Source organism: Enterobacter sp. PI-10, assembly GCF_027947695.1.
GTDB lineage: Bacteria > Pseudomonadota > Gammaproteobacteria > Enterobacterales > Enterobacteriaceae > Enterobacter > Enterobacter vonholyi.
In genome coordinates, this window is record NZ_JAJNOG010000008.1 from 98,981 (window position 1) to 120,554 (window position 21,574).

A 21,574-nucleotide genomic window follows, 5' to 3' on the forward strand; every position below is an offset into this window, starting at 1 on the left:
TGGATATAGAGTATCCTGACGCTGTTTTTAACACAGTTGTAATATGAGGTTAATCCCTTGAGTGACATGGCGAAAAACCTAATACTCTGGCTGGTCATTGCCGTTGTGCTGATGTCAGTATTCCAGAGCTTTGGGCCCAGCGAGTCGAATGGCCGCAAGGTGGATTATTCTACCTTCCTGCAGGAGGTCAATCAGGACCAGGTTCGCGAAGCGCGTATCAACGGACGTGAGATCAACGTTACCAAGAAAGATAGTAACCGTTACACGACTTACATCCCGGTGAACGATCCTAAGCTGCTTGATAACCTTCTGACCAAAAACGTCAAGGTGGTAGGTGAGCCGCCAGAAGAACCAAGCCTGCTGGCTTCTATCTTCATTTCCTGGTTCCCGATGCTGCTTCTTATCGGCGTCTGGATCTTCTTTATGCGCCAGATGCAGGGCGGCGGTGGCAAAGGTGCCATGTCGTTCGGTAAGAGCAAGGCGCGTATGCTAACGGAAGACCAGATCAAGACCACGTTCGCTGACGTCGCCGGTTGTGACGAAGCGAAAGAAGAGGTCGGTGAACTGGTTGAATACCTGCGTGAACCGAGCCGTTTCCAGAAGCTGGGCGGTAAGATCCCGAAAGGGGTGCTGATGGTTGGCCCTCCGGGTACCGGTAAAACCCTGCTGGCTAAAGCCATCGCGGGCGAAGCGAAGGTGCCGTTCTTTACTATTTCAGGTTCTGACTTCGTCGAAATGTTCGTGGGTGTCGGTGCATCTCGTGTGCGTGACATGTTCGAGCAGGCCAAGAAGGCAGCACCGTGCATTATCTTCATCGATGAAATCGACGCCGTAGGCCGCCAGCGTGGCGCAGGTCTGGGCGGTGGTCACGATGAACGTGAACAGACGCTGAACCAGATGCTGGTTGAGATGGACGGCTTCGAAGGTAACGAAGGTATCATCGTTATCGCGGCGACTAACCGTCCGGACGTACTTGACCCTGCGCTGCTGCGTCCAGGCCGTTTCGACCGTCAGGTTGTTGTGGGTCTGCCGGACGTTCGCGGTCGTGAACAGATTCTGAAAGTTCACATGCGTCGCGTGCCGCTGGCGCCAGATATCGATGCGGCAATCATTGCGCGCGGTACTCCAGGCTTCTCCGGTGCGGACCTGGCTAACCTGGTCAACGAAGCTGCTCTGTTTGCCGCTCGCGGTAACAAGCGCGTCGTATCGATGGTGGAATTTGAGAAAGCGAAAGACAAAATCATGATGGGTGCGGAACGTCGCTCCATGGTGATGACGGAAGCGCAGAAAGAGTCCACGGCATACCACGAAGCGGGTCATGCGATTATTGGTCGCCTCGTGCCGGAACACGACCCGGTGCATAAAGTGACGATTATTCCGCGCGGTCGTGCGCTGGGTGTGACCTTCTTCCTGCCTGAAGGCGACGCTATCAGCGCCAGCCGTCAGAAACTGGAAAGCCAGATTTCTACCCTCTACGGTGGTCGTCTGGCAGAAGAGATTATCTACGGTGTGGAACATGTTTCTACCGGTGCGTCCAACGACATTAAAGTGGCGACAAACCTGGCGCGTAACATGGTGACTCAGTGGGGCTTCTCCGACAAACTCGGTCCGCTGCTGTACGCAGAGGAAGAGGGTGAAGTATTCCTGGGCCGTTCTGTGGCTAAAGCGAAACATATGTCCGATGAGACGGCACGTATCATCGACCAGGAAGTTAAATCTCTGGTAGAACGTAACTATGCGCGTGCGCGCCAGATCCTGAACGACAATATGGACATCCTGCATTCGATGAAAGATGCGCTCATGAAATATGAGACCATCGATGCACCGCAGATTGACGACCTGATGGCGCGCCGTGAAGTGCGTCCGCCAGCAGGCTGGGAAGACCCAGGTGCTTCCAATAATTCTGACAACAATGGCACCCCGCGTGCGCCGCGTCCGGTTGATGAACCGCGTACGCCAAATCCGGGCAACACCATGTCAGAACAGTTGGGCGATAAGTAAGCCACTGCTGTTGAAGCGTTTGTCTGTACCTCAAACCCTGGAGCTTGCTCCGGGGTTTTTCATTTCTGTTTAACGATATAGATACCAGGGATTTCGCCATGAAATTATTCGCTCAGGACTCGCATCTCGATCTTTCACATCCCCACGTGATGGGGATCCTGAATGTTACCCCTGACTCCTTCTCTGACGGCGGTGCGCATAACACGCTTATCGAGGCGGTTAAGCACGCGAATTTAATGATTAATGCGGGTGCCACCATCATTGACGTTGGCGGCGAATCGACGCGTCCAGGCGCGGCGGACGTGTCTGTGGAAGAAGAGCTGGCGCGCGTGGTGCCGGTCGTTGAAGCAATCGCACAGCGGTTTGAAGTGTGGATCTCCGTTGACACCTCCAAACCGGAGGTGATCCGTGAAGTGGCGAGAGTAGGCGCTCACATTATCAATGATATCCGTTCACTTACCGAACCGGGGGCGATTGAGGCGGCTGCGGAAACGGGGCTGCCGGTTTGCCTGATGCATATGCAGGGCCAACCAAAAACTATGCAGGACGCGCCGAAGTATGACGATGTCTTTGCCGACGTAAATCGCTTCTTTATTGAGCATATCGAACGCTGTGAACGTGCAGGTATCCCAAAAGAGAAATTGCTGCTCGACCCGGGGTTCGGTTTCGGTAAAAATCTCTCCCACAATTATGCGTTGCTTGCGCGCTTATCGGAATTCCATCATTTTGGCCTGCCGTTACTGGTGGGAATGTCGAGAAAGTCGATGATTGGGCAGTTGCTGAACGTGGGGCCGAGCGAACGCCTGAGCGGCAGCCTGGCCTGCGCGGTGATTGCGGCGATGCAGGGTGCGCACATTATTCGTGTCCATGACGTCAAAGAAACAGTAGAAGCCATGCGTGTGGTGGAAGCCACACTGGCAGCGAAGGAAAACAAACGCTATGAGTAATCGTAAATATTTTGGTACCGACGGTATCCGTGGGCGCGTAGGCGATGCTCCCATCACCCCTGATTTTGTCCTGAAGCTCGGCTGGGCTGCTGGTAAAGTGCTTGCGCGTCATGGCTCACGTAAAATAATCATCGGTAAAGACACCCGTATTTCGGGCTATATGCTGGAGTCCGCCCTGGAAGCGGGTCTGGCGGCTGCGGGACTGTCCGCCTCCTTTACGGGCCCAATGCCAACGCCTGCAGTCGCGTATCTGACGCGCACCTTCCGTGCGGAAGCGGGGATTGTCATTTCAGCTTCTCACAACCCGTTCTACGACAACGGCATTAAATTCTTCTCCATTGATGGCACCAAGCTGCCGGATGACGTGGAAGAAGCTATTGAAGCTGAGATGGAAAAAGAGATTACCTGTGTTGATTCCGCAGAGCTGGGTAAAGCGAACCGTATCGTCGATGCGGCGGGTCGCTATATCGAATTCTGTAAAGGTACCTTCCCGAATGAGCTGAGCCTGGCTCATCTGAAAATTGTGGTGGACTGTGCAAATGGCGCGACCTATCACATCGCCCCGAATGTCTTCCGCGAACTGGGTGCGAAAGTAATCACCATTGGCTGCGAGCCGGATGGTCTGAACATTAATGAGCAGGTGGGGGCAACTGACGTTCGTGCCCTGCAGGCGCGTGTTCTGGCAGAAAAAGCCGATCTGGGTATTGCGCTTGACGGCGACGGTGACCGCGTGATCATGGTCGACCACGAAGGTAACAAGGTCGACGGCGATCAGATCCTCTACATTATTGCCCGTGAGGGCCTGCGTCAGGGCCAGCTGCGCGGCGGTGCGGTAGGTACGCTGATGAGTAACATGGGCCTGGAACTGGCCCTGAAACAGCTCGGTATTCCTTTTGTCCGCGCGAAGGTGGGTGACCGCTATGTGCTGGAAAAACTGCAGGAGAAGGGCTGGCGTATCGGTGCAGAAAACTCGGGTCACGTGATCCTGCTCGACAAAACCACCACCGGTGACGGTATTGTGGCCGCGCTGCAGGTGGTTGCCGCTATGGCGCGCAACCATATGAGCCTGCACGACCTGTGCAGCGGCATGAAAATGTTCCCACAGATCCTGGTAAACGTACGCTTTACTGCCGGTAAAGGCGATCCGCTGGAAAATGAGAACGTCAAAGCGGTGATGGCTGACGTTGAAGCGGCCCTCGGCAATCGTGGACGCGTGCTGCTGCGTAAATCCGGCACTGAACCGCTGATCCGCGTGATGGTGGAAGGTGAAGACGAAGCGCAGGTAACCGAATTCGCGCACCGTATTGCGGATGCTGTAAAAGCTGCATAATCTTGCACGCTAAATGTTTAAAAAGGCGGCGTTTGCCGCCTTTGTTTTAAGCAATTAATGGCTTTTTGCTGTTTTTTTCCGCAGTTGATACAATGCGTCGAAAATGCCCTTGCGAAGGTGATTCGCTTTGGTTAGTATTCACACCCGCTTCAGTGGGAAACAGAAATCCTGCTAATTGGTCGAAGCATTGGTATGCGGCAAATCCGCAAGGAACAGGTTGATTATGTACGAAGCTCTTTTAGTTGTTTTCCTTATTGTAGCCATCGCTCTCGTAGCGCTGATTATGCTGCAGCAAGGTAAAGGCGCTGATATGGGAGCCTCCTTCGGAGCAGGCGCTTCCGGTACGCTGTTCGGTTCAAGTGGTTCTGCGAACTTCATGACCCGCACTACGGCGATTCTGGCTACGCTGTTCTTCATCATCAGCCTAGTGCTTGGCAATATCAACAGCAACAAGACCAGCAAAGGAAGCGAGTGGGAAAATCTGAGCGCGCCAGCGAAAACTGAGCAGACTCAGCCAGCTGCACCGGCTAAGCCAACCAGCGATATCCCGCACTAAGTATTCTGTACCGAGGTGGTGGAATTGGTAGACACGCTACCTTGAGGTGGTAGTGCCCTAACGGGCTTGTGGGTTCGAGTCCCATCCTCGGTACCAATATTCCAGAAAAAAGACGTCGAAAGACGTCTTTTTTTTCGTCTGTAGATTATGTGTTGTTTTTCGTAGGCCCGGTAAGCGCAGCGCCACCGGGCAAAATGGCGGGTGGCGCTGCGCTTACCCGCCCTACGAAAGTCCAAATAAAAAAGGCGTCCCCAGGACGCCTTTTGCATGCTACATCAGCGATTACTTCTTATCGCTATGCTCCAGGTTTTCAACCTGAGGCAGGCCGTTACCGGAATTCGTGGAGAGCAGGCCATTCTCAACATAGTTGAACAGCTTCTCGCGGGTATCGGTAATGTCCAAATTACGCATGGTCAGCTGACCAATACGATCGTCCGGTGAGAACACGGATTCACCTTTCTCCATGGTCAGACGCTCTGCTTTATAGGTCAGGTTGTCAGACACCGTATTCAGAATGGAGTAGTCGTTACCGCGACGCAGTTCCAGGGTCACCTCACCGGTGATCGCGCTTGCCACCCAACGCTGCAGGGCATCACGCAGCATCAGTGCCTGAGGATCGAACCAGCGGCCCTGATACAGCAGTTTACCCAGCTGACGGCCATGAGAGTGATACTGCTCAATGGTATCTTCGTTGTGAATACCGGTCAGCAGGCGCTCGTAAGCGATGTGCAGCAGTGCCATACCCGGGGCTTCATAGATGCCACGGCTTTTCGCTTCGATGATACGGTTTTCAATCTGATCGCTCATGCCCAGGCCGTGACGACCGCCAATCCGGTTAGCTTCCAGCATCAGCTCAACATCGTCTGAGAAGGTTTTACCGTTCAGCGCTACCGGATGGCCGCGTTCGAAACGTACGGTAACTTCTTCAGCCTGGATTTTGACGTTCTCGTCCCAGAACTTCACGCCCATGATCGGGTTAACGATCTTCACGCTGGAGTTCAGGAATTCCAGGTCTTTCGCTTCGTGCGTCGCACCCAGCATGTTGGAGTCGGTGGAGTAGGCTTTCTCGACTGACATCTTATAGTCAAAGCCGCAGGCAATCATAAACTCGGACATCTCATGACGACCACCCAGCTCGTCGATGAAGTCGGTATCCAGCCACGGTTTGTAGATCTGCAGTTCGGCGTTGGTCAGCAGGCCATAACGATAGAAACGTTCAATATCGTTTCCTTTATAGGTGCTGCCGTCACCCCAGATGTTGACGCCGTCTTCTTTCATCGCCGCAACCAGCATGGTGCCGGTAACCGCGCGGCCCAGCGGAGTGGTGTTGAAATAGGTCAGACCGCCGGTTGTGTTATGGAATGCACCACACTGAATAGCTGCGATACCTTCCGCGACCAGTTGCTTACGGCAGTCAATCAGGCGCGCGTTCTCTGCACCATACTCTTTAGCGCGACGAGGAATGGCATCATAGTCGTCCTCATCCGGCTGACCCAGGTTCGCAGTATAAGCATACGGAACCGCTCCCTTCTGGCGCATCCACAGCAGTGCAGCGCTGGTATCCAGGCCGCCTGAGAAAGCGATGCCAATACGTTGTCCTACCGGAAGATGCTTGAGAATCGTCGTCATAGAATAAAACCCTGCTTGATTGACTGATTAGAGACCGCTTTCGCTCTCTTGTGCATTTTTATGCAAAATAAGTGAGTATTCATTTAATCATCTTTTGGCGAAGACCGGAAGAGACTCGTGCGTTTTTTGTAAAAATTTTGGTCCGATCGATCTGGCGGAAGTCGCCTTGACAGGTGGGGTCAACTATCAATATACTAAACGCCGATTTTACGTCCCGTCTTCGGTACCAAATCCCAGCATTATTTGCAAATTCTGTCCAAAACGCGTAGAATTTGCCACGTTTCAGGCGCGGGGTGGAGCAGCCTGGTAGCTCGTCGGGCTCATAACCCGAAGGTCGTCGGTTCAAATCCGGCCCCCGCAACCACTTTCCCATAAAGTTCTTTTTCAAATATACTGTGAAGACTTAGAGCCTTCGTAGCTGGATTTGAAAAAATTCTTTAGGAAAGTGCTCCAGGCCACAGTTGTGGCTATAGGGTTCAGTTATCTAAAGCCCCGATTTATCGGGGTTTTTTGTTATCTGACTACAGAATAACTGGGCTTTACGCCCTTTTTTTATGTCTTGGGGGTGGGCTTGTCCACATTAGAGCAAAAATTAACAGAGATGATTACTGCACCGGTCGAAGCACTGGGCTACGAACTGGTCGGCATCGAATTCGTTCGCGGCCGTACATCGACGCTGCGCATCTATATTGATAGTGAAGATGGCATCAATGTTGATGATTGTGCTGATGTCAGCCACCAGGTGAGTGCGGTTCTTGATGTTGAAGACCCAATTACCGTTGCGTACAACCTGGAAGTTTCCTCACCTGGCCTCGATCGCCCGATGTTCACGGCCGAGCACTATGTGCGCTTTACCGGTGAAGAAGTGGCTCTCGTTCTGCGTATGGCCGTACAGAACCGCCGTAAATGGCAGGGAATTATCAAAGCCGTTGATGGTGAAATGATCACGGTGACAGTCGAAGGCAAAGATGAAGTGTTCGCGCTGAGTAATATCCAGAAGGCGAACCTGGTTCCCCACTTTTAACAGTCTGGATTGAGGTGAAAAGCCCGCGATGAACAAAGAAATTTTGGCTGTTGTTGAAGCCGTCTCCAATGAGAAATCACTGCCGCGTGAGAAGATTTTCGAAGCGCTGGAAAGTGCACTGGCTACAGCAACCAAGAAAAAATACGAACAAGAGATCGATGTTCGCGTAGAAATCGATCGTAAAAGCGGTGACTTCGATACATTCCGTCGTTGGGTAATCGTTGAAGAAGTGACCCAGCCGACCAAAGAGATCACGCTGGAAGCCGCCCGTTTCGAAGACGAAAGTCTGAACGTGGGTGACTACGTTGAAGATCAGATTGAATCTGTGACCTTCGACCGTATCACCACCCAGACCGCTAAACAGGTTATCGTGCAGAAAGTGCGCGAAGCCGAGCGCGCGCTGGTTGTCGATCAGTTCCGCGATCAGGAAGGCGAGATCATCACCGGTGTGGTGAAGAAAGTGAACCGCGACAACATCTCCCTGGAGATCAAATCCGAAGGGTTGCCGGGTAACGCTGAAGCCGTGATCCTGCGTGAAGATATGCTGCCGCGTGAAAACTTCCGTCCAGGCGACCGTATTCGCGGTGTTCTGTACGCCGTTCGCCCTGAAGCGCGTGGTGCACAGCTCTTCGTGACCCGTTCTAAACCAGAAATGCTGGTAGAACTGTTCCGTATTGAAGTACCGGAAATCGGTGAAGAAGTTATTGAGATTAAAGCGGCGGCTCGCGATCCGGGCTCCCGTGCGAAAATTGCGGTGAAAACCAACGACAAGCGTATCGACCCGGTCGGTGCTTGCGTCGGTATGCGCGGTGCGCGCGTCCAGGCTGTTTCTACTGAGCTGGGCGGTGAACGAATTGATATCGTTCTGTGGGATGACAACCCGGCGCAGTTCGTGATCAACGCAATGGCTCCAGCTGATGTGGCGTCTATCGTTGTTGACGAAGACAAACACACCATGGATATCGCTGTTGAAGCGGGCAACCTGGCGCAGGCAATCGGCCGTAACGGTCAGAACGTACGCCTGGCGTCACAGCTGAGCGGCTGGGAACTCAACGTCATGACCGTTGATGACCTGCAGGCTAAGCATCAGGCTGAAGCCCATGCGGCGATCGATACCTTCACCAAATACCTGGATATTGACGAAGATTTCGCCACTGTTCTGGTAGAAGAAGGTTTCTCTACGCTGGAAGAACTGGCCTATGTGCCAATGAAAGAGCTGCTGGAAATTGACGGTCTGGATGAACCAACCGTTGAAGCCCTGCGTGAACGCGCTAAAAACGCACTGACCACCCTGGCACTGGCTCAGGAAGAAAGCCTTGGCGATAAGAAGCCGGCTGATGACCTGCTGAATCTGGAAGGTCTTGATCGTGCGATTGCGTTCAAGCTGGCTGCCCGTGGTGTTTGTACGCTGGAAGATCTCGCTGAGCAAGGCGTTGATGACCTGGCTGATATCGAAGGTTTAACCGACGAGAAAGCCGGCGAGCTCATCATGGCCGCACGTAATATTTGCTGGTTCGGCGACGAAGCGTAATAAACTGTAGCAGGAAGGAACAGCATGACTGATGTAACTGTAAAATCGCTGGCTGCTGAGATTCAGACCTCCGTGGACCGCCTGGTACAGCAATTTGCTGATGCAGGGATCCCGAAGTCCGCTGATGACTCGGTGACCGCGCAAGAAAAACAAACCTTGTTAACGCACCTGAACCGTGAACACGGTTCTACGCCTGACAAGTTAACGCTGCAGCGCAAAACGCGTAGCACGTTAAACATCCCTGGTACCGGTGGTAAAAGCAAATCGGTACAAATTGAAGTCCGCAAGACGCGCACCTTTGTAAAACGTGATCCGCAAGAGGCAGAACGCCTTGCCGCGGAAGAGCAGGCACAGCGTGAAGCGGAAGAACAAGCTCAGCGTGAGGCGGAAGCAGCCGCCAAACGTGAAGCAGAATTAAAAGCTGAACGTGAGGCCGCAGAAAAAGCGAAACGCGACGCAAGTGATAAAGTGAAGCGTGACGCTGCGGAAAAAGACAAAGTGAGCAATCAACAGACAGACGAAATGACCAAAACCGCCCAGGCTGAAAAAGCCCGCCGTGAAAATGAAGCTGCCGAGCTGAAGCGTAAAGCGGAAGAAGAAGCCCGCCGTAAGCTGGAAGAAGAAGCTCGCCGCGTCGCCGAAGAAGCGCGTCGTATGGCTGAAGAAAATGAGAAGAACGGTGTTGATACCGTTGAGCAGTCTGAAGACACCAGCGACTATCACGTGACCACTTCTCAGCATGCGCGTCAGGCTGAAGATGATAACGATCGTGAAGTTGAAGGCGGTCGTGGCCGTGGTCGTAATGCAAAAGCAGTGCGTCCGGCGAAAAAAGGCAACAAGCACGCTGAATCTAAAGCTGACCGTGAAGAAGCACGCGCGGCTGTTCGTGGCGGTAAAGGCGGCAAGCGTAAAGGTTCCGCTCTGCAGCAGGGCTTCCAGAAGCCAGCTCAGGCCGTTAACCGTGACGTTGTGATCGGCGAAACCATTACCGTTGGCGAACTGGCGAACAAGATGGCGGTTAAAGGCTCTCAGGTCATCAAAGCGATGATGAAGCTGGGCGCTATGGCAACCATCAACCAGGTGATCGATCAGGAAACTGCACAGCTGGTTGCGGAAGAAATGGGTCACAAAGTTATCCTGCGTCGTGAAAACGAGCTGGAAGAAGCGGTAATGAGCGACCGTGACACAGGTGCTGCGGCAGAACCGCGCGCACCGGTAGTGACCATCATGGGTCACGTTGACCACGGTAAAACCTCTCTGCTTGACTACATTCGCTCTACCAAGGTTGCCTCTGGCGAAGCGGGTGGTATTACCCAGCACATCGGTGCATACCACGTAGAAACTGACAACGGTATGATCACCTTCCTGGATACCCCGGGTCACGCCGCGTTTACCTCAATGCGTGCTCGTGGTGCTCAGGCGACGGATATCGTTGTTCTGGTTGTTGCTGCAGACGACGGCGTCATGCCGCAGACCATCGAAGCTATCCAGCACGCGAAAGCAGCGGGTGTGCCGGTTGTGGTTGCAGTGAACAAGATCGATAAGCCAGAAGCGGATCCCGATCGTGTTAAAAACGAACTTTCCCAGTACGGTATTCTGCCGGAAGAGTGGGGCGGCGAAAGCCAGTTCGTACACGTGTCTGCGAAAGCGGGTACCGGTATCGACGAACTGCTGGACGCGATCCTGCTGCAGGCCGAAGTTCTGGAGCTGAAAGCCATCCGTAACGGTATGGCGAGCGGTGCGGTTATCGAATCCTTCCTGGATAAAGGACGTGGCCCGGTTGCTACCGTTCTGGTTCGCGAAGGTACGCTGCATAAAGGCGATATCGTTCTGTGCGGTTTCGAATACGGTCGCGTTCGTGCAATGCGTAACGAACTGGGTCAGGAAGTGCTGGAAGCAGGTCCGTCCATTCCAGTTGAAATCCTGGGTCTGTCCGGTGTTCCGGCTGCTGGTGACGAAGTGACCGTGGTGCGTGACGAGAAGAAAGCGCGTGAAGTGGCACTTTATCGTCAGGGTAAATTCCGTGAAGTTAAACTGGCTCGTCAGCAGAAATCTAAACTCGAGAACATGTTTGCCAACATGACCGATGGCGAAGTTCACGAAGTGAACATCGTTCTGAAAGCCGATGTTCAGGGTTCTGTGGAAGCGATCTCCGACTCCTTGCTGAAACTGTCTACCGACGAAGTGAAAGTGAAGATCATCGGTTCTGGCGTAGGTGGTATCACCGAAACCGACGCGACCCTGGCTGCTGCGTCCAACGCTATCCTGGTTGGTTTCAACGTTCGTGCGGATGCGTCTGCGCGTAAAGTGATTGAAGCCGAAAGCCTGGATCTGCGTTACTACTCCGTCATCTATAACCTGATCGACGAAGTGAAAGCAGCGATGAGCGGCATGCTGTCTCCTGAGCTGAAACAGCAGATCATCGGTCTGGCTGAAGTACGTGACGTGTTCAAATCACCGAAATTCGGTGCAATCGCGGGCTGTATGGTTACCGAAGGTAACATCAAGCGTCACAACCCAATCCGCGTACTGCGTGACAACGTGGTTATCTACGAAGGCGAGCTGGAATCCCTGCGCCGCTTCAAAGATGACGTTAACGAAGTCCGTAACGGCATGGAATGTGGTATCGGCGTGAAGAACTACAACGACGTTCGCGTTGGCGATATGATCGAAGTGTTCGAGATCATCGAAATTCAGCGTACCATCGCTTAATTTTCGATTGTAAGCCGGGATCGCCTCGCGCCACCCGGCAATAATTTCAAAAAGGGGCTTTAGCCCCTTTTTTGTCTGGAGAATTTATTATGGCGAAAGAATTTGGTCGCCCTCAGCGCGTAGCGCAGGAAATGCAGAAAGAGATCGCGCTCATTCTGCAACGTGAAATCAAAGACCCGCGCGTCGGCATGATGACCACCGTTTCCGGTGTCGAAATGTCCCGCGATTTGGCCTATGCAAAAGTGTTCGTTACTTTCCTGAACGATCAGGACGAAGCGGCAGTGAAAAACGGCATTAAAGCGCTGCAGGAAGCGTCTGGTTTCATCCGCTCTCTGCTCGGCAAGGCGATGCGCCTGCGTATCGTGCCTGAACTGACCTTCTTCTACGACAACTCGCTGGTTGAAGGTATGCGTATGTCCAACCTGGTGACCAGCGTGGTTAAACATGACGATGAGCGTCGTGTTAACCCGGCGGACGACAGCAAGGAGGACTGATGAGTCGTCCTCGTCGTCGTGGTCGCGACGTGCATGGTGTGCTGCTGCTGGATAAACCCCAGGGCGCTTCCAGCAACGACGTGCTGCAAAAAGTTAAGCGTATTTATAACGCCAACCGTGCGGGCCACACCGGCGCGCTCGATCCGCTGGCAACCGGCATGCTGCCGGTCTGCCTGGGAGAGGCGACAAAGTTTTCCCAATACCTGCTCGACTCCGATAAGCGTTACCGCGTTATCGCTAAGCTGGGCCAGCGCACGGATACCTCCGACGCGGATGGTCAGGCAGTTGAAGAGCGACCGGTGACGTTCAGCGCGGAACAGCTTGATGCGGCGCTGGAGAGTTTCCGTGGTGACACGATGCAGGTGCCGTCGATGTATTCGGCGCTGAAGTATCAGGGAAAAAAACTCTACGAATATGCGCGCCAGGGCATTGAAGTCCCGCGTGAAGCCCGTCCGATTACCGTGTATGAGCTGCTGTTTATTCGCCACGAAGGTGATGAGCTGGAGCTGGAAGTACACTGTTCGAAAGGGACCTATATTCGCACCATCATTGACGACCTCGGTGAAAAGCTGGGCTGCGGCGCGCATGTGATTTACCTGCGCCGTCTGGCTGTGAGCAAGTACCCGGTGGAGCGGATGGTGACCCTGGAACATCTGCGCGAGCTGGTAGAACAGGCGGAAGCGCAGGGGATCGCGCCGGCGGATTTGCTGGATCCACTGCTAATGCCGATGGACAGTCCGGCAGCGGACTTCCCGGTCGTTAATCTTCCTTTAACATCGTCCGTTTACTTTAAGAACGGCAACCCGGTTCGTACGGCGGAAGCGCCGCTGGAAGGCCTGGTACGTGTGACCGAAGGTGACGAAGGGAAATTCATCGGTATGGGCGAAATGGATGGCGAAGGGCGCGTTGCGCCGCGTCGTCTGGTCGTCGAATATCCGGTCGACGCGTGACGGTGATAACGGCTCACCTTGCGATAAGCAGGGGAGACGAGTAGAATATCGCCGCTTAACGCCTGGTAAATTGTTTAACAATCTGCGGGGCGTACATGGGATCGCTGAATTAGAGATCGGCATCCTTACATTCTTTATACTTTGGAGTTTGAAAATGTCTCTAAGCGTTGAAGCTAAAGCTAAAATCGTTTCTGAGTTTGGTCGTGGTACTAACGACAGCGGTTCTACCGAAGTTCAGGTTGCACTGCTGACTGCACAGATTAACCACCTGCAGGGTCACTTTGCAGAGCACAAAAAAGATCACCACAGCCGTCGTGGTCTGCTGCGTATGGTTTCTCAGCGTCGTAAACTGCTCGACTACCTGAAACGTAAAGATGTTGCACGCTACACCGCGCTGATCGAGCGTCTGGGTCTGCGTCGCTAATTCTTGCGAGTTTCAGAAAAGGGGGCCTGATGGCCCCTTTTTTCAACCAGACGGCAGCAATTCACTGGAAACTATTGTATTGTTGCTATAAATGATCTTCATTGCAGAGGTTCGCGCGGCTAATGAGAGGCTTCACCCATGGGGGTGTTGGTTGTCATTAGTCGCGAGGATGCGAAGAAGGTCGGGTTAAAACGACAGCACACCGGTGGTGTGCTTTCAAACATTTAAGAAAGGACAGAACTTTGCTGAATCCGATCGTTCGTAAATTCCAGTATGGTCAACATACCGTCACGCTGGAAACCGGCATGATGGCTCGTCAGGCTACTGCTGCCGTTATGGTAAGCATGGATGACACAGCGGTATTCGTTACCGTTGTTGGCCAGAAAAAAGCTAAACCAGGTCAGGACTTCTTCCCGCTGACCGTTAACTACCAGGAGCGTACCTACGCTGCCGGTAAAATCCCGGGTGGCTTCTTCCGTCGTGAAGGCCGTCCAAGCGAAGGCGAAACCCTGATCGCGCGTCTGATTGACCGCCCGGTTCGTCCGCTGTTCCCGGAAGGCTTCGTTAACGAAGTACAGGTTATCGCGACCGTTGTTTCCGTTAACCCACAGGTTAACCCAGACATTGTTGCCATGATTGGCGCATCCGCTGCCCTGTCACTGTCTGGTATTCCATTCAATGGCCCAATCGGTGCCGCGCGCGTTGGCTACATCAACGACCAGTACGTGTTGAACCCAACTCAGGAAGAGCTGAAAGAAAGTAAGCTGGACCTGGTTGTTGCGGGTACTGAAGCAGCTGTGCTGATGGTTGAATCCGAAGCTGAACTGCTGAGCGAAGACCAGATGCTGGGTGCTGTGGTCTTCGGCCATGACCAGCAGCAGATCGTTATCCAGAACATCAACGATCTGGTGAAAGAAGCCGGTAAACCACGTTGGGACTGGCAGCCAGAAGCGGCAAACGACGCGCTGAACGCACGCGTTGCAGCTCTGGCAGAATCTCGTCTGAGCGATGCGTACCGCATCACTGACAAGCAGGAGCGTTACGCTCAGGTTGACGTGATCAAATCTGAAGTAACCGCGACCCTGGTTGCCGAAGACGAAACGCTGGACGCTAACGAAATTGGCGAAATCCTGCACGCAATCGAGAAAAACGTTGTTCGTAGCCGCGTTCTGGCAGGCGAGCCGCGTATCGATGGCCGTGAAAAAGACATGATCCGTGGACTTGACGTGCGTACTGGCGTTCTGCCACGTACTCACGGTTCCGCGCTGTTCACCCGTGGCGAAACGCAGGCGCTGGTTACCGCGACTCTGGGTACGGCACGTGACGCACAGATCATCGACGAACTGATGGGCGAGCGCACTGACAGCTTCCTGTTCCACTACAACTTCCCTCCGTACTCCGTAGGCGAAACCGGTATGGTTGGCTCGCCGAAGCGTCGTGAAATTGGTCACGGTCGTCTGGCGAAGCGTGGCGTGCTGGCAGTAATGCCAGAAGCAGACAAATTCCCGTACACCGTACGTGTGGTGTCTGAAATCACCGAATCCAACGGTTCCTCTTCCATGGCTTCAGTATGTGGTGCTTCTCTGGCGCTGATGGATGCAGGCGTGCCAATCAAAGCCGCCGTTGCGGGTATCGCAATGGGCCTGGTGAAAGAAGGCGACAACTTCGTTGTTCTGTCTGACATTCTGGGTGACGAAGACCACCTGGGTGATATGGACTTCAAAGTGGCGGGTTCCCGCGACGGTATCTCTGCGCTGCAGATGGATATCAAAATTGAAGGTATCACCAAAGAGATTATGCAGGTTGCTCTGAACCAGGCTAAAGGTGCGCGTCTGCACATCCTGGGCGTGATGGAACAGGCGATTAACGCGCCGCGTGGCGACATTTCTCAGTTCGCTCCACGTATCCACACCATCAAGATCAACCCAGACAAGATCAAAGATGTTATCGGTAAGGGCGGCTCCGTAATCCGTGCGCTGACCGAAGAGACTGGCACCACCATCGAAATCGAAGATGACGGTACTGTGAAGATCGCAGCAACCGACGGCGAGAAAGCGAAATTCGCGATCCGTCGCATCGAAGAAATCACTGCAGAGATCGAAGTGGGCCGCGTCTACGCAGGTAAAGTGACCCGTATCGTTGACTTTGGCGCGTTCGTTGCCATCGGTGGCGGTAAAGAAGGTCTGGTTCACATTTCTCAGATCGCTGACAAGCGCGTTGAGAAAGTGACCGATTACCTGCAGATGGGTCAGGAAGTACCGGTTAAAGTTCTGGAAGTTGATCGCCAGGGCCGTATCCGTCTGAGCATTAAAGAAGCAACCGAGCAGTCTCAGCCAGCTGCTGCGCCAGAAGCACAGGCAGCAGAACAGCAAGGCGAGTAAGTTGCCATTTGCCCTCCGCTTTGCGGAGGGCCTATTATCAGGCAGGACGCCTTGTTAAGCCACCGGGGGACAGGACGTTCATCCAATAGTTGTCTTCGGGAGTGGGAAATGAAGCCTTTTTTGCGCTGGTGTTTCGTTGCGACAGCTTTAACGCTGGCAGGATGCAGCAACTCTGCCTGGCGTAAGAGCGAAGTCCTCGCAGTGCCATTGCAACCGACTTTGCAGCAAGAAGTGATTCTGGCACGCATGGAACAAATACTTGCCAGTCGGGCTTTAACCGATGAAGAACGCGCACAGCTTTTATATGAGCGCGGAGTGTTGTATGATAGTCTTGGTCTGAGGGCACTGGCGCGAAATGATTTTTCACAAGCGCTGGCTATCCGACCTGATATGCCTGAAGTATTCAATTACTTAGGCATTTATTTAACGCAGGCAGGCAATTTTGATGCTGCCTATGAAGCGTTTGATTCTGTACTTGAGCTTGATCCAACTTACAACTACGCGCACTTGAATCGCGGTATCGCATTGTATTACGGCGGTCGTGATAAGTTAGCGCAAGATGATCTGCTGGCGTTTTATCAAGACGATCCTAATGATCCTTTCCGTAGCCTGTGGCTTTACATCGTTGAGCGGAAGCTCGATGAGAAGCAGGCAAAAGAGGCACTGAAACAGCGCTTCGATAAATCGGACAAGGAACAGTGGGGATGGAACATTGTCGAGTTCTACCTGGGCAACATTAGCGAAGCAACGCTGATGGAACGCCTCAAGGCGGACGCAACGGATAACACCTCGCTCGCTGAGCATCTCAGTGAAACCAACTTCTATTTAGGTAAGTACTACCTAAGTCTGGGGGATATGGACAGCGCTACGGCACTGTTCAAATTAGCGGTTGCTAACAACGTACACAACTTCGTTGAGCACCGTTATGCATTGTTGGAATTATCGCTCTTGGGCCAGGAGCATGACGACCTGGCAGAATCGGACCAGCAATAGCTGACGACATAAACATCAGCCCGTAATCTTTTGATTGCCATCACCTTAACTGGTGAGGGCGTTGTTGTTCGTCAATACACCTACTTTGAGCCGGTTCACACTTTTCAATGAAAATTGCTAATCATTTTCACGATGAGCTAAGTAGACTGGCCGCCATTGACATTGAGGCACTCGTACTACATGGCTGAATTCGAAACCACTTTTGCAGATCTGGGCCTGAAGGCTCCTATCCTTGAAGCCCTTAACGATCTGGGTTACGAAAAACCATCTCCGATCCAGGCTGAGTGTATCCCACACCTGCTTTCTGGTCGTGACGTGCTGGGCATGGCCCAGACTGGTAGCGGTAAAACTGCAGCATTCTCGCTGCCGCTGCTGAACAACATTGATCCGGACCTGCGTGCACCGCAGATCCTCGTCCTGGCTCCAACCCGTGAACTGGCTGTTCAGGTTGCAGAAGCAATGACGGAATTCTCTAAACATATGCGCGGCGTAAACGTGGTAGCCCTGTACGGCGGCCAGCGTTATGACGTGCAGTTACGCGCCCTGCGCCAGGGTCCACAGATTGTTGTCGGTACGCCGGGCCGTCTGCTGGATCACCTGAAGCGCGGTACTCTGGACCTCTCTAAACTGAGCGGCCTGGTGCTGGATGAAGCAGATGAAATGCTGCGTATGGGCTTCATCGAAGACGTCGAAACCATCATGGCGCAGATCCCGGACGGTCATCAGACCGCGCTGTTCTCTGCCACCATGCCAGAAGCGATTCGTCGTATCACCAAACGCTTCATGAAAGATCCGCAGGAAGTGCGTATTCAGTCCAGCGTAACCACTCGCCCGGACATCAGCCAGAGCTACTGGTCTGTGTACGGCATGCGTAAAAACGAAGCGCTGGTACGTTTCCTGGAAGCGGAAGATTTTGATGCGGCGATTATTTTCGTTCGCACCAAAAACGCGACCCTGGAAGTGGCTGAAGCCCTGGAGCGTAGTGGCTACAACAGCGCAGCGCTGAACGGCGACATGAACCAGGCTCTGCGTGAGCAGACTCTGGAGCGTCTGAAAGACGGTCGTCTGGATATCCTGATTGCAACCGACGTGGCAGCACGTGGTCTGGACGTTGAGCGTATCAGCCTGGTTGTTAACTATGACATCCCGATGGATTCCGAGTCTTACGTTCACCGTATCGGTCGTACCGGTCGTGCGGGTCGTGCTGGCCGTGCGTTGCTGTTCGTTGAGAACCGCGAGCGTCGTCTGCTGCGTAACATCGAACGCACCATGAAGCTGACCATTCCAGAAGCGGACCTGCCAAACGCAGAGCTGCTGGGCAAACGCCGTCTGGAAAAATTCGCCGCTAAAGTACAGCAGCAGCTGGAAAGCAGCGATCTGGATCAGTACCGTGCGCTACTGTCGCAGATTCAGCCTGTTGCTGAAGGCGAAGAGCTGGACATGGAAACCCTGGCCGCAGCACTGCTGAAAATGGCTCAGGGCGAACGTAGCCTGATCGTGCCACCAGATGCGCCGATGCGTCCTAAGCGTGAATTCCGTGACCGTGACGATCGCTTCGAACGTCGTGGCGACCGTAACGATCGTGGCCCACGTGGTGACCGTCCAGAGCGTGGTGGTGAAGACCGTCCACGTCGTGAACGTCGCGACGCAGGTGACATGGAACTGTACCGCATTGAAGTGGGCCGTGATGATGGCGTTGAAGTTCGTCACATCGTTGGCGCGATCGCTAACGAAGGCGACATCAGCAGCCGTTACATCGGTAACATCAAGCTGTTCGCATCCCACTCTACCATCGAGCTGCCAAAAGGCATGCCGGGCGAAGTGCTGCAGCACTTTACGCGTACCCGCATCCTGAACAAGCCGATGAACATGCAGCTGCTGGGTGATGCGCAGCCACGTCCTGACCGTGGCGGCGAACGTCGTGGCGGTGGTCGCGGTTTCGGCGGTGAGCGTCGTGAAGGCGGTCGCAGCGAAGGTCGCGGTGGTGAAGGCCGTCGTTTCTCCGGCGAGCGCCGCGAAAGCCGTGGCCCGCGTCGTGAAGAAGGCACCAGCCGTCGTCGTTTCGGTGACGCGTAAGCCTTACGCTTCTGACGTAAAGTAAAATATACAGCCCCGATTCATGCGATCGGGGCTTTTTTTATTCCTTTTGTACTCTTGTACTGGTACAGTGCGTCACATTAAAATGCAGAACCGTATGATTGACTGGAGAAAAGGCTGTATGGCGACACTAACCACCACCCAAACGTCACCTTCGCTGCTTGGCGGCGTGGTGATCATCGGCGGAACCATTATAGGTGCCGGGATGTTTTCCCTGCCCGTGGTCATGTCCGGTGCGTGGTTCTTCTGGTCGCTGGCCGCGCTGGTCTTTACCTGGTTCTGTATGCTCCATTCCGGGCTGATGATCCTCGAGGCGAACCTGAACTACAGGATTGGCTCCAGTTTCGACACCATCACCAAAGATCTGCTGGGCAAAGGCTGGAATCTGGTGAACGGGCTGTCCATCGCGTTTGTGCTGTATATCCTCACCTACGCGTATATTTCAGCGAGCGGCTCGATTCTGCATCACACCTTCTCGGAGATGTCGCTGAACGTTCCGGCGCGTCTGGCGGGGCTATGTTTTGCGCTGGCTGTGGCGTTTATCGTCTGGATGAGTACCAAAGCGGTTAGCCGCATGACGGCAATCGTACTGGGCGCGAAGGTCATCACCTTCTTCCTGACCTTCGGCAGTCTGTTGGGGCACGTGACGCCCGCCACGCTGTTTAACGTCGCCGAAGTGAACACCTCCTACACGCCTTACCTGCTGATGACCCTGCCGTTCTGTCTGGCGTCGTTCGGCTACCACGGTAACGTGCCGAGCCTGATGAAGTACTACGGCAAAGATCCGCGTACCATTGTGAAGTGTCTGGTCTATGGAACGCTGCTGGCGCTGGGGCTGTATGTGATTTGGCTGCTAGGGACGATGGGCAACATCCCGCGTCCGGAATTTATCGGCATTGCCCAGAAGGGCGGTAACATTGACGTGCTGGTGCAGGCGCTGAGCGGCGTGCTGAACAGCCGCAGCCTGGATCTGCTGCTGGTTATCTTCTCTAACTTTGCGGTGGCGAGCTCTTTCCTCGGCGTGACGCTGGGCCTGTTTGACTACCTGGCGGATCTGTTTGGCTTTGATGATTCTGCGATGGGGCGCTTCAAAACCGCGCTGCTGACCTTCCTGCCGCCGATTGTGGGCGGCCTGCTGTGGCCGAACGGTTTCCTGTACGCCATCGGCTATGCAGGGCTGGCGGCAACCATCTGGGCGGCAATTGTGCCCGCGCTGCTGGCACGTAAATCACGTAAACGCTTCGGCAGCCCGAAATTCCGCGTCTGGGGCGGCAAGCCGATGATTGCACTGATCCTGGTGTTTGGGGTAGGTAACGCACTGGTCCACGTGCTGTCGACTTTTAACCTGCTGCCTGTCTATCAGTAAACGCAAAGCCCGGTGGCGCTACGCTTACCGGGCCTACAGGGATCGCGTAGGCCGGATAAGGCGAACCCGCCATCCGGCAAAAACCTACCCCACCAACTCCTCTTTCACCTGCATCGCCAGCTCAAACGAGTGCAAACGCGCCTGGTGATCGAAAATCTGGCCGTTAACCATAATTTCATCCGCCTGCGTTTCGCGCAGCACCACCTCCAGCCCGTGACGCACTTTCGCTTTATCGCCTACCAGCGACATGCTCAGCGCCTGCTGCACGCCATACTGTTCGGAGGCTGACCACAGCTGATGCATATTCTCCACCGGTGGCGGAAGCTGGCCCGTTTCACCGCGACGCAGCTTCACAAACGCCTGCTGCATGGAGGTAAACAGGAATTCCGCGTCGCGATTGCTGTCGGCGGCAACGATGTTGATACACACCATCGCGTACGGCTTCTCCAGACGCTCGGACGGTTTGAAGTTCGTGCGGTAGAGATGCAGCGCCTGATGCAGCATATCCGGCGCGAAGTGCGAGGCAAATGCAAACGGTAGCCCCAGTTGGGCGGCAAGCTGCGCGCTGTAGAGGCTCGAGCCCAGCAGCCACACCGGGATCTTCTCGCCGTAGCCCGGTACCGGACGCACGTGCGGGTTCGGATCGCGCGCGTCGAACCAGTCCACCAGTTCGGCCACGTCGCGCGGGAAGTTGTCGATATCGCCGCTCATATGGCGACGCAGGGCACGCATAGTCGGCTGGTCGCTGCCCGGCGCACGGCCAAGCCCTAAATCGATACGGCCCGGATAGAGGGTATTCAGGGTGCCAAACTGCTCGGCGATCACCAGAGGAGCGTGGTTTGGCAGCATCACGCCGCCGGATCCCAGGTGCAGTGTGGTGGTGTTTGCCGCCAGATAACCAATCAGTACCGAGGTGGCGGCGCTGGCGATGCCCACCATGTTGTGGTGTTCGGCCAGCCAGTAGCGGTGATAGCCACGCTTTTCGGCCAGCTGAGCCAGATCCAGAGAGTGCGAAAAGGCTTCTCTTGCCGAGGAGCCTTGTGGGATCGGCGCCAGATCCAGCACCGAAAACGGAATGGTTTTGTCAGTCATAACAGCTCACTTTGTCGACGGTGAATCTTTAATACTGCATTAAAAAA

The 21,574-nt window shown here is 54.2% G+C and carries 17 protein-coding genes and 2 tRNA genes; 17 read left to right on the forward strand and 2 right to left on the reverse strand.

The window, feature by feature from the left end; translation table 11 throughout:
• Positions 1-66: 66 nt before the first annotated feature.
• The 5 genes from ftsH (at position 67) to LRM19_RS16830 (ending at position 4,930) form a co-directional block, all read left to right on the forward strand.
• A complete protein-coding gene (gene ftsH / locus LRM19_RS16810; RefSeq protein ID WP_010436002.1) occupies positions 67-2,001 on the forward strand; it encodes an ATP-dependent zinc metalloprotease FtsH in 1,935 nt (644 codons plus the stop codon).
• A 98-nt stretch (positions 2,002-2,099) separates the two neighbouring features.
• Entirely contained in the window at positions 2,100-2,948 is an 849-nt protein-coding gene (gene folP / locus LRM19_RS16815) for a dihydropteroate synthase (protein ID WP_127732403.1), read from the forward strand.
• The gene (gene glmM / locus LRM19_RS16820) at positions 2,941-4,278 is read left to right on the forward strand and encodes a phosphoglucosamine mutase (protein WP_023309339.1); all 1,338 of its coding nucleotides are present in this window, start codon (positions 2,941-2,943) and stop codon (positions 4,276-4,278) included. The genes folP and glmM overlap by 8 nt, the downstream gene beginning before the upstream one ends.
• A gap of 223 nt (positions 4,279-4,501) precedes the next feature.
• On the forward strand, positions 4,502-4,834 hold the full coding sequence (gene secG, locus LRM19_RS16825; protein ID WP_023309338.1) for a preprotein translocase subunit SecG: 333 nt from the start codon (positions 4,502-4,504) through the stop codon (positions 4,832-4,834).
• A 9-nt stretch (positions 4,835-4,843) separates the two neighbouring features.
• A tRNA-Leu gene (locus LRM19_RS16830) sits at positions 4,844-4,930 on the forward strand.
• 186 nt (positions 4,931-5,116) lie between these two features.
• Here the strand turns inward: LRM19_RS16830 and argG are convergent.
• Positions 5,117-6,463 carry an argininosuccinate synthase gene (gene argG / locus LRM19_RS16835; protein ID WP_121932126.1) on the reverse strand — a complete coding sequence of 449 codons (1,347 nt, stop codon included), beginning with the start codon at positions 6,461-6,463 and terminating at the stop codon, positions 5,117-5,119.
• 287 nt (positions 6,464-6,750) lie between these two features.
• On the opposite strand from argG, the gene LRM19_RS16840 reads away from it, so the two are divergent.
• From LRM19_RS16840 to mtr, 12 genes are all read left to right on the forward strand, one after another.
• Positions 6,751-6,827, forward strand: a tRNA-Met gene (locus LRM19_RS16840).
• A gap of 207 nt (positions 6,828-7,034) precedes the next feature.
• Positions 7,035-7,487: a ribosome maturation factor RimP gene (gene rimP, locus LRM19_RS16845; RefSeq protein ID WP_014833432.1), complete on the forward strand. Its 453-nt coding sequence runs from the start codon at positions 7,035-7,037 to the stop codon at positions 7,485-7,487.
• A gap of 28 nt (positions 7,488-7,515) precedes the next feature.
• A complete protein-coding gene (gene nusA, locus LRM19_RS16850) occupies positions 7,516-9,018 on the forward strand; it encodes a transcription termination factor NusA (protein ID WP_003861798.1) in 1,503 nt (500 codons plus the stop codon).
• 24 nt (positions 9,019-9,042) lie between these two features.
• Positions 9,043-11,730, forward strand: a complete 2,688-nt coding sequence (gene infB / locus LRM19_RS16855) for a translation initiation factor IF-2 (RefSeq protein ID WP_271369481.1) — start codon at positions 9,043-9,045, stop codon at positions 11,728-11,730.
• Between the two features lie 89 nt (positions 11,731-11,819).
• The gene (gene rbfA, locus LRM19_RS16860) at positions 11,820-12,224 is read left to right on the forward strand and encodes a 30S ribosome-binding factor RbfA (RefSeq protein WP_003024988.1); all 405 of its coding nucleotides are present in this window, start codon (positions 11,820-11,822) and stop codon (positions 12,222-12,224) included.
• Entirely contained in the window at positions 12,224-13,174 is a 951-nt protein-coding gene (gene truB / locus LRM19_RS16865) for a tRNA pseudouridine(55) synthase TruB (RefSeq protein ID WP_271369482.1), read from the forward strand. The genes rbfA and truB overlap by 1 nt, the downstream gene beginning before the upstream one ends.
• A 154-nt stretch (positions 13,175-13,328) precedes the next feature.
• Complete coding sequence (gene rpsO / locus LRM19_RS16870) at positions 13,329-13,598, forward strand: 30S ribosomal protein S15 (RefSeq protein WP_003861789.1); 270 nt, start codon at positions 13,329-13,331, stop codon at positions 13,596-13,598.
• Between the two features lie 242 nt (positions 13,599-13,840).
• Complete coding sequence (gene pnp, locus LRM19_RS16875; protein WP_111964960.1) at positions 13,841-15,979, forward strand: polyribonucleotide nucleotidyltransferase; 2,139 nt, start codon at positions 13,841-13,843, stop codon at positions 15,977-15,979.
• A gap of 108 nt (positions 15,980-16,087) precedes the next feature.
• Entirely contained in the window at positions 16,088-16,972 is an 885-nt protein-coding gene (gene nlpI, locus LRM19_RS16880) for a lipoprotein NlpI (RefSeq protein WP_023309331.1), read from the forward strand.
• 107 nt (positions 16,973-17,079) lie between these two features.
• Positions 17,080-17,160 carry a protein YrbN gene (gene yrbN / locus LRM19_RS21240; protein WP_100122156.1) on the forward strand — a complete coding sequence of 27 codons (81 nt, stop codon included), beginning with the start codon at positions 17,080-17,082 and terminating at the stop codon, positions 17,158-17,160.
• Positions 17,153-19,048, forward strand: coding sequence for a DEAD/DEAH family ATP-dependent RNA helicase (locus LRM19_RS16885; protein WP_111964959.1), 1,896 nt, complete (start codon positions 17,153-17,155; stop codon positions 19,046-19,048). Before yrbN ends, LRM19_RS16885 begins: the two co-directional genes overlap by 8 nt.
• Before the next feature lie 142 nt (positions 19,049-19,190).
• Positions 19,191-20,435, forward strand: coding sequence for a tryptophan permease (gene mtr, locus LRM19_RS16890; RefSeq protein WP_115876390.1), 1,245 nt, complete (start codon positions 19,191-19,193; stop codon positions 20,433-20,435).
• An 84-nt stretch (positions 20,436-20,519) separates the two neighbouring features.
• Here the strand turns inward: mtr and LRM19_RS16895 are convergent, their stop codons facing one another.
• Positions 20,520-21,527 carry a luciferase-like monooxygenase gene (locus LRM19_RS16895; RefSeq protein WP_271369483.1) on the reverse strand — a complete coding sequence of 336 codons (1,008 nt, stop codon included), beginning with the start codon at positions 21,525-21,527 and terminating at the stop codon, positions 20,520-20,522.
• Between the last annotated feature and the right edge of the window lie 47 nt (positions 21,528-21,574).

Coding starts and splice junctions, on each gene's coding strand:
- ftsH (WP_010436002.1), top strand. CDS start 67: ATGGCGAAAAACCTAATACTCTGGCTGGTCATTGCCGTTGTGCTGATG.
- folP (WP_127732403.1), top strand. CDS start 2,100: ATGAAATTATTCGCTCAGGACTCGCATCTCGATCTTTCACATCCCCAC.
- glmM (WP_023309339.1), top strand. CDS start 2,941: ATGAGTAATCGTAAATATTTTGGTACCGACGGTATCCGTGGGCGCGTA.
- secG (WP_023309338.1), top strand. CDS start 4,502: ATGTACGAAGCTCTTTTAGTTGTTTTCCTTATTGTAGCCATCGCTCTC.
- argG (WP_121932126.1), bottom strand. CDS start 6,463: ATGACGACGATTCTCAAGCATCTTCCGGTAGGACAACGTATTGGCATC.
- nusA (WP_003861798.1), top strand. CDS start 7,516: ATGAACAAAGAAATTTTGGCTGTTGTTGAAGCCGTCTCCAATGAGAAA.
- infB (WP_271369481.1), top strand. CDS start 9,043: ATGACTGATGTAACTGTAAAATCGCTGGCTGCTGAGATTCAGACCTCC.
- rbfA (WP_003024988.1), top strand. CDS start 11,820: ATGGCGAAAGAATTTGGTCGCCCTCAGCGCGTAGCGCAGGAAATGCAG.
- truB (WP_271369482.1), top strand. CDS start 12,224: ATGAGTCGTCCTCGTCGTCGTGGTCGCGACGTGCATGGTGTGCTGCTG.
- rpsO (WP_003861789.1), top strand. CDS start 13,329: ATGTCTCTAAGCGTTGAAGCTAAAGCTAAAATCGTTTCTGAGTTTGGT.
- nlpI (WP_023309331.1), top strand. CDS start 16,088: ATGAAGCCTTTTTTGCGCTGGTGTTTCGTTGCGACAGCTTTAACGCTG.
- yrbN (WP_100122156.1), top strand. CDS start 17,080: ATGAAAATTGCTAATCATTTTCACGATGAGCTAAGTAGACTGGCCGCC.
- LRM19_RS16885 (WP_111964959.1), top strand. CDS start 17,153: ATGGCTGAATTCGAAACCACTTTTGCAGATCTGGGCCTGAAGGCTCCT.
- mtr (WP_115876390.1), top strand. CDS start 19,191: ATGGCGACACTAACCACCACCCAAACGTCACCTTCGCTGCTTGGCGGC.
- LRM19_RS16895 (WP_271369483.1), bottom strand. CDS start 21,527: ATGACTGACAAAACCATTCCGTTTTCGGTGCTGGATCTGGCGCCGATC.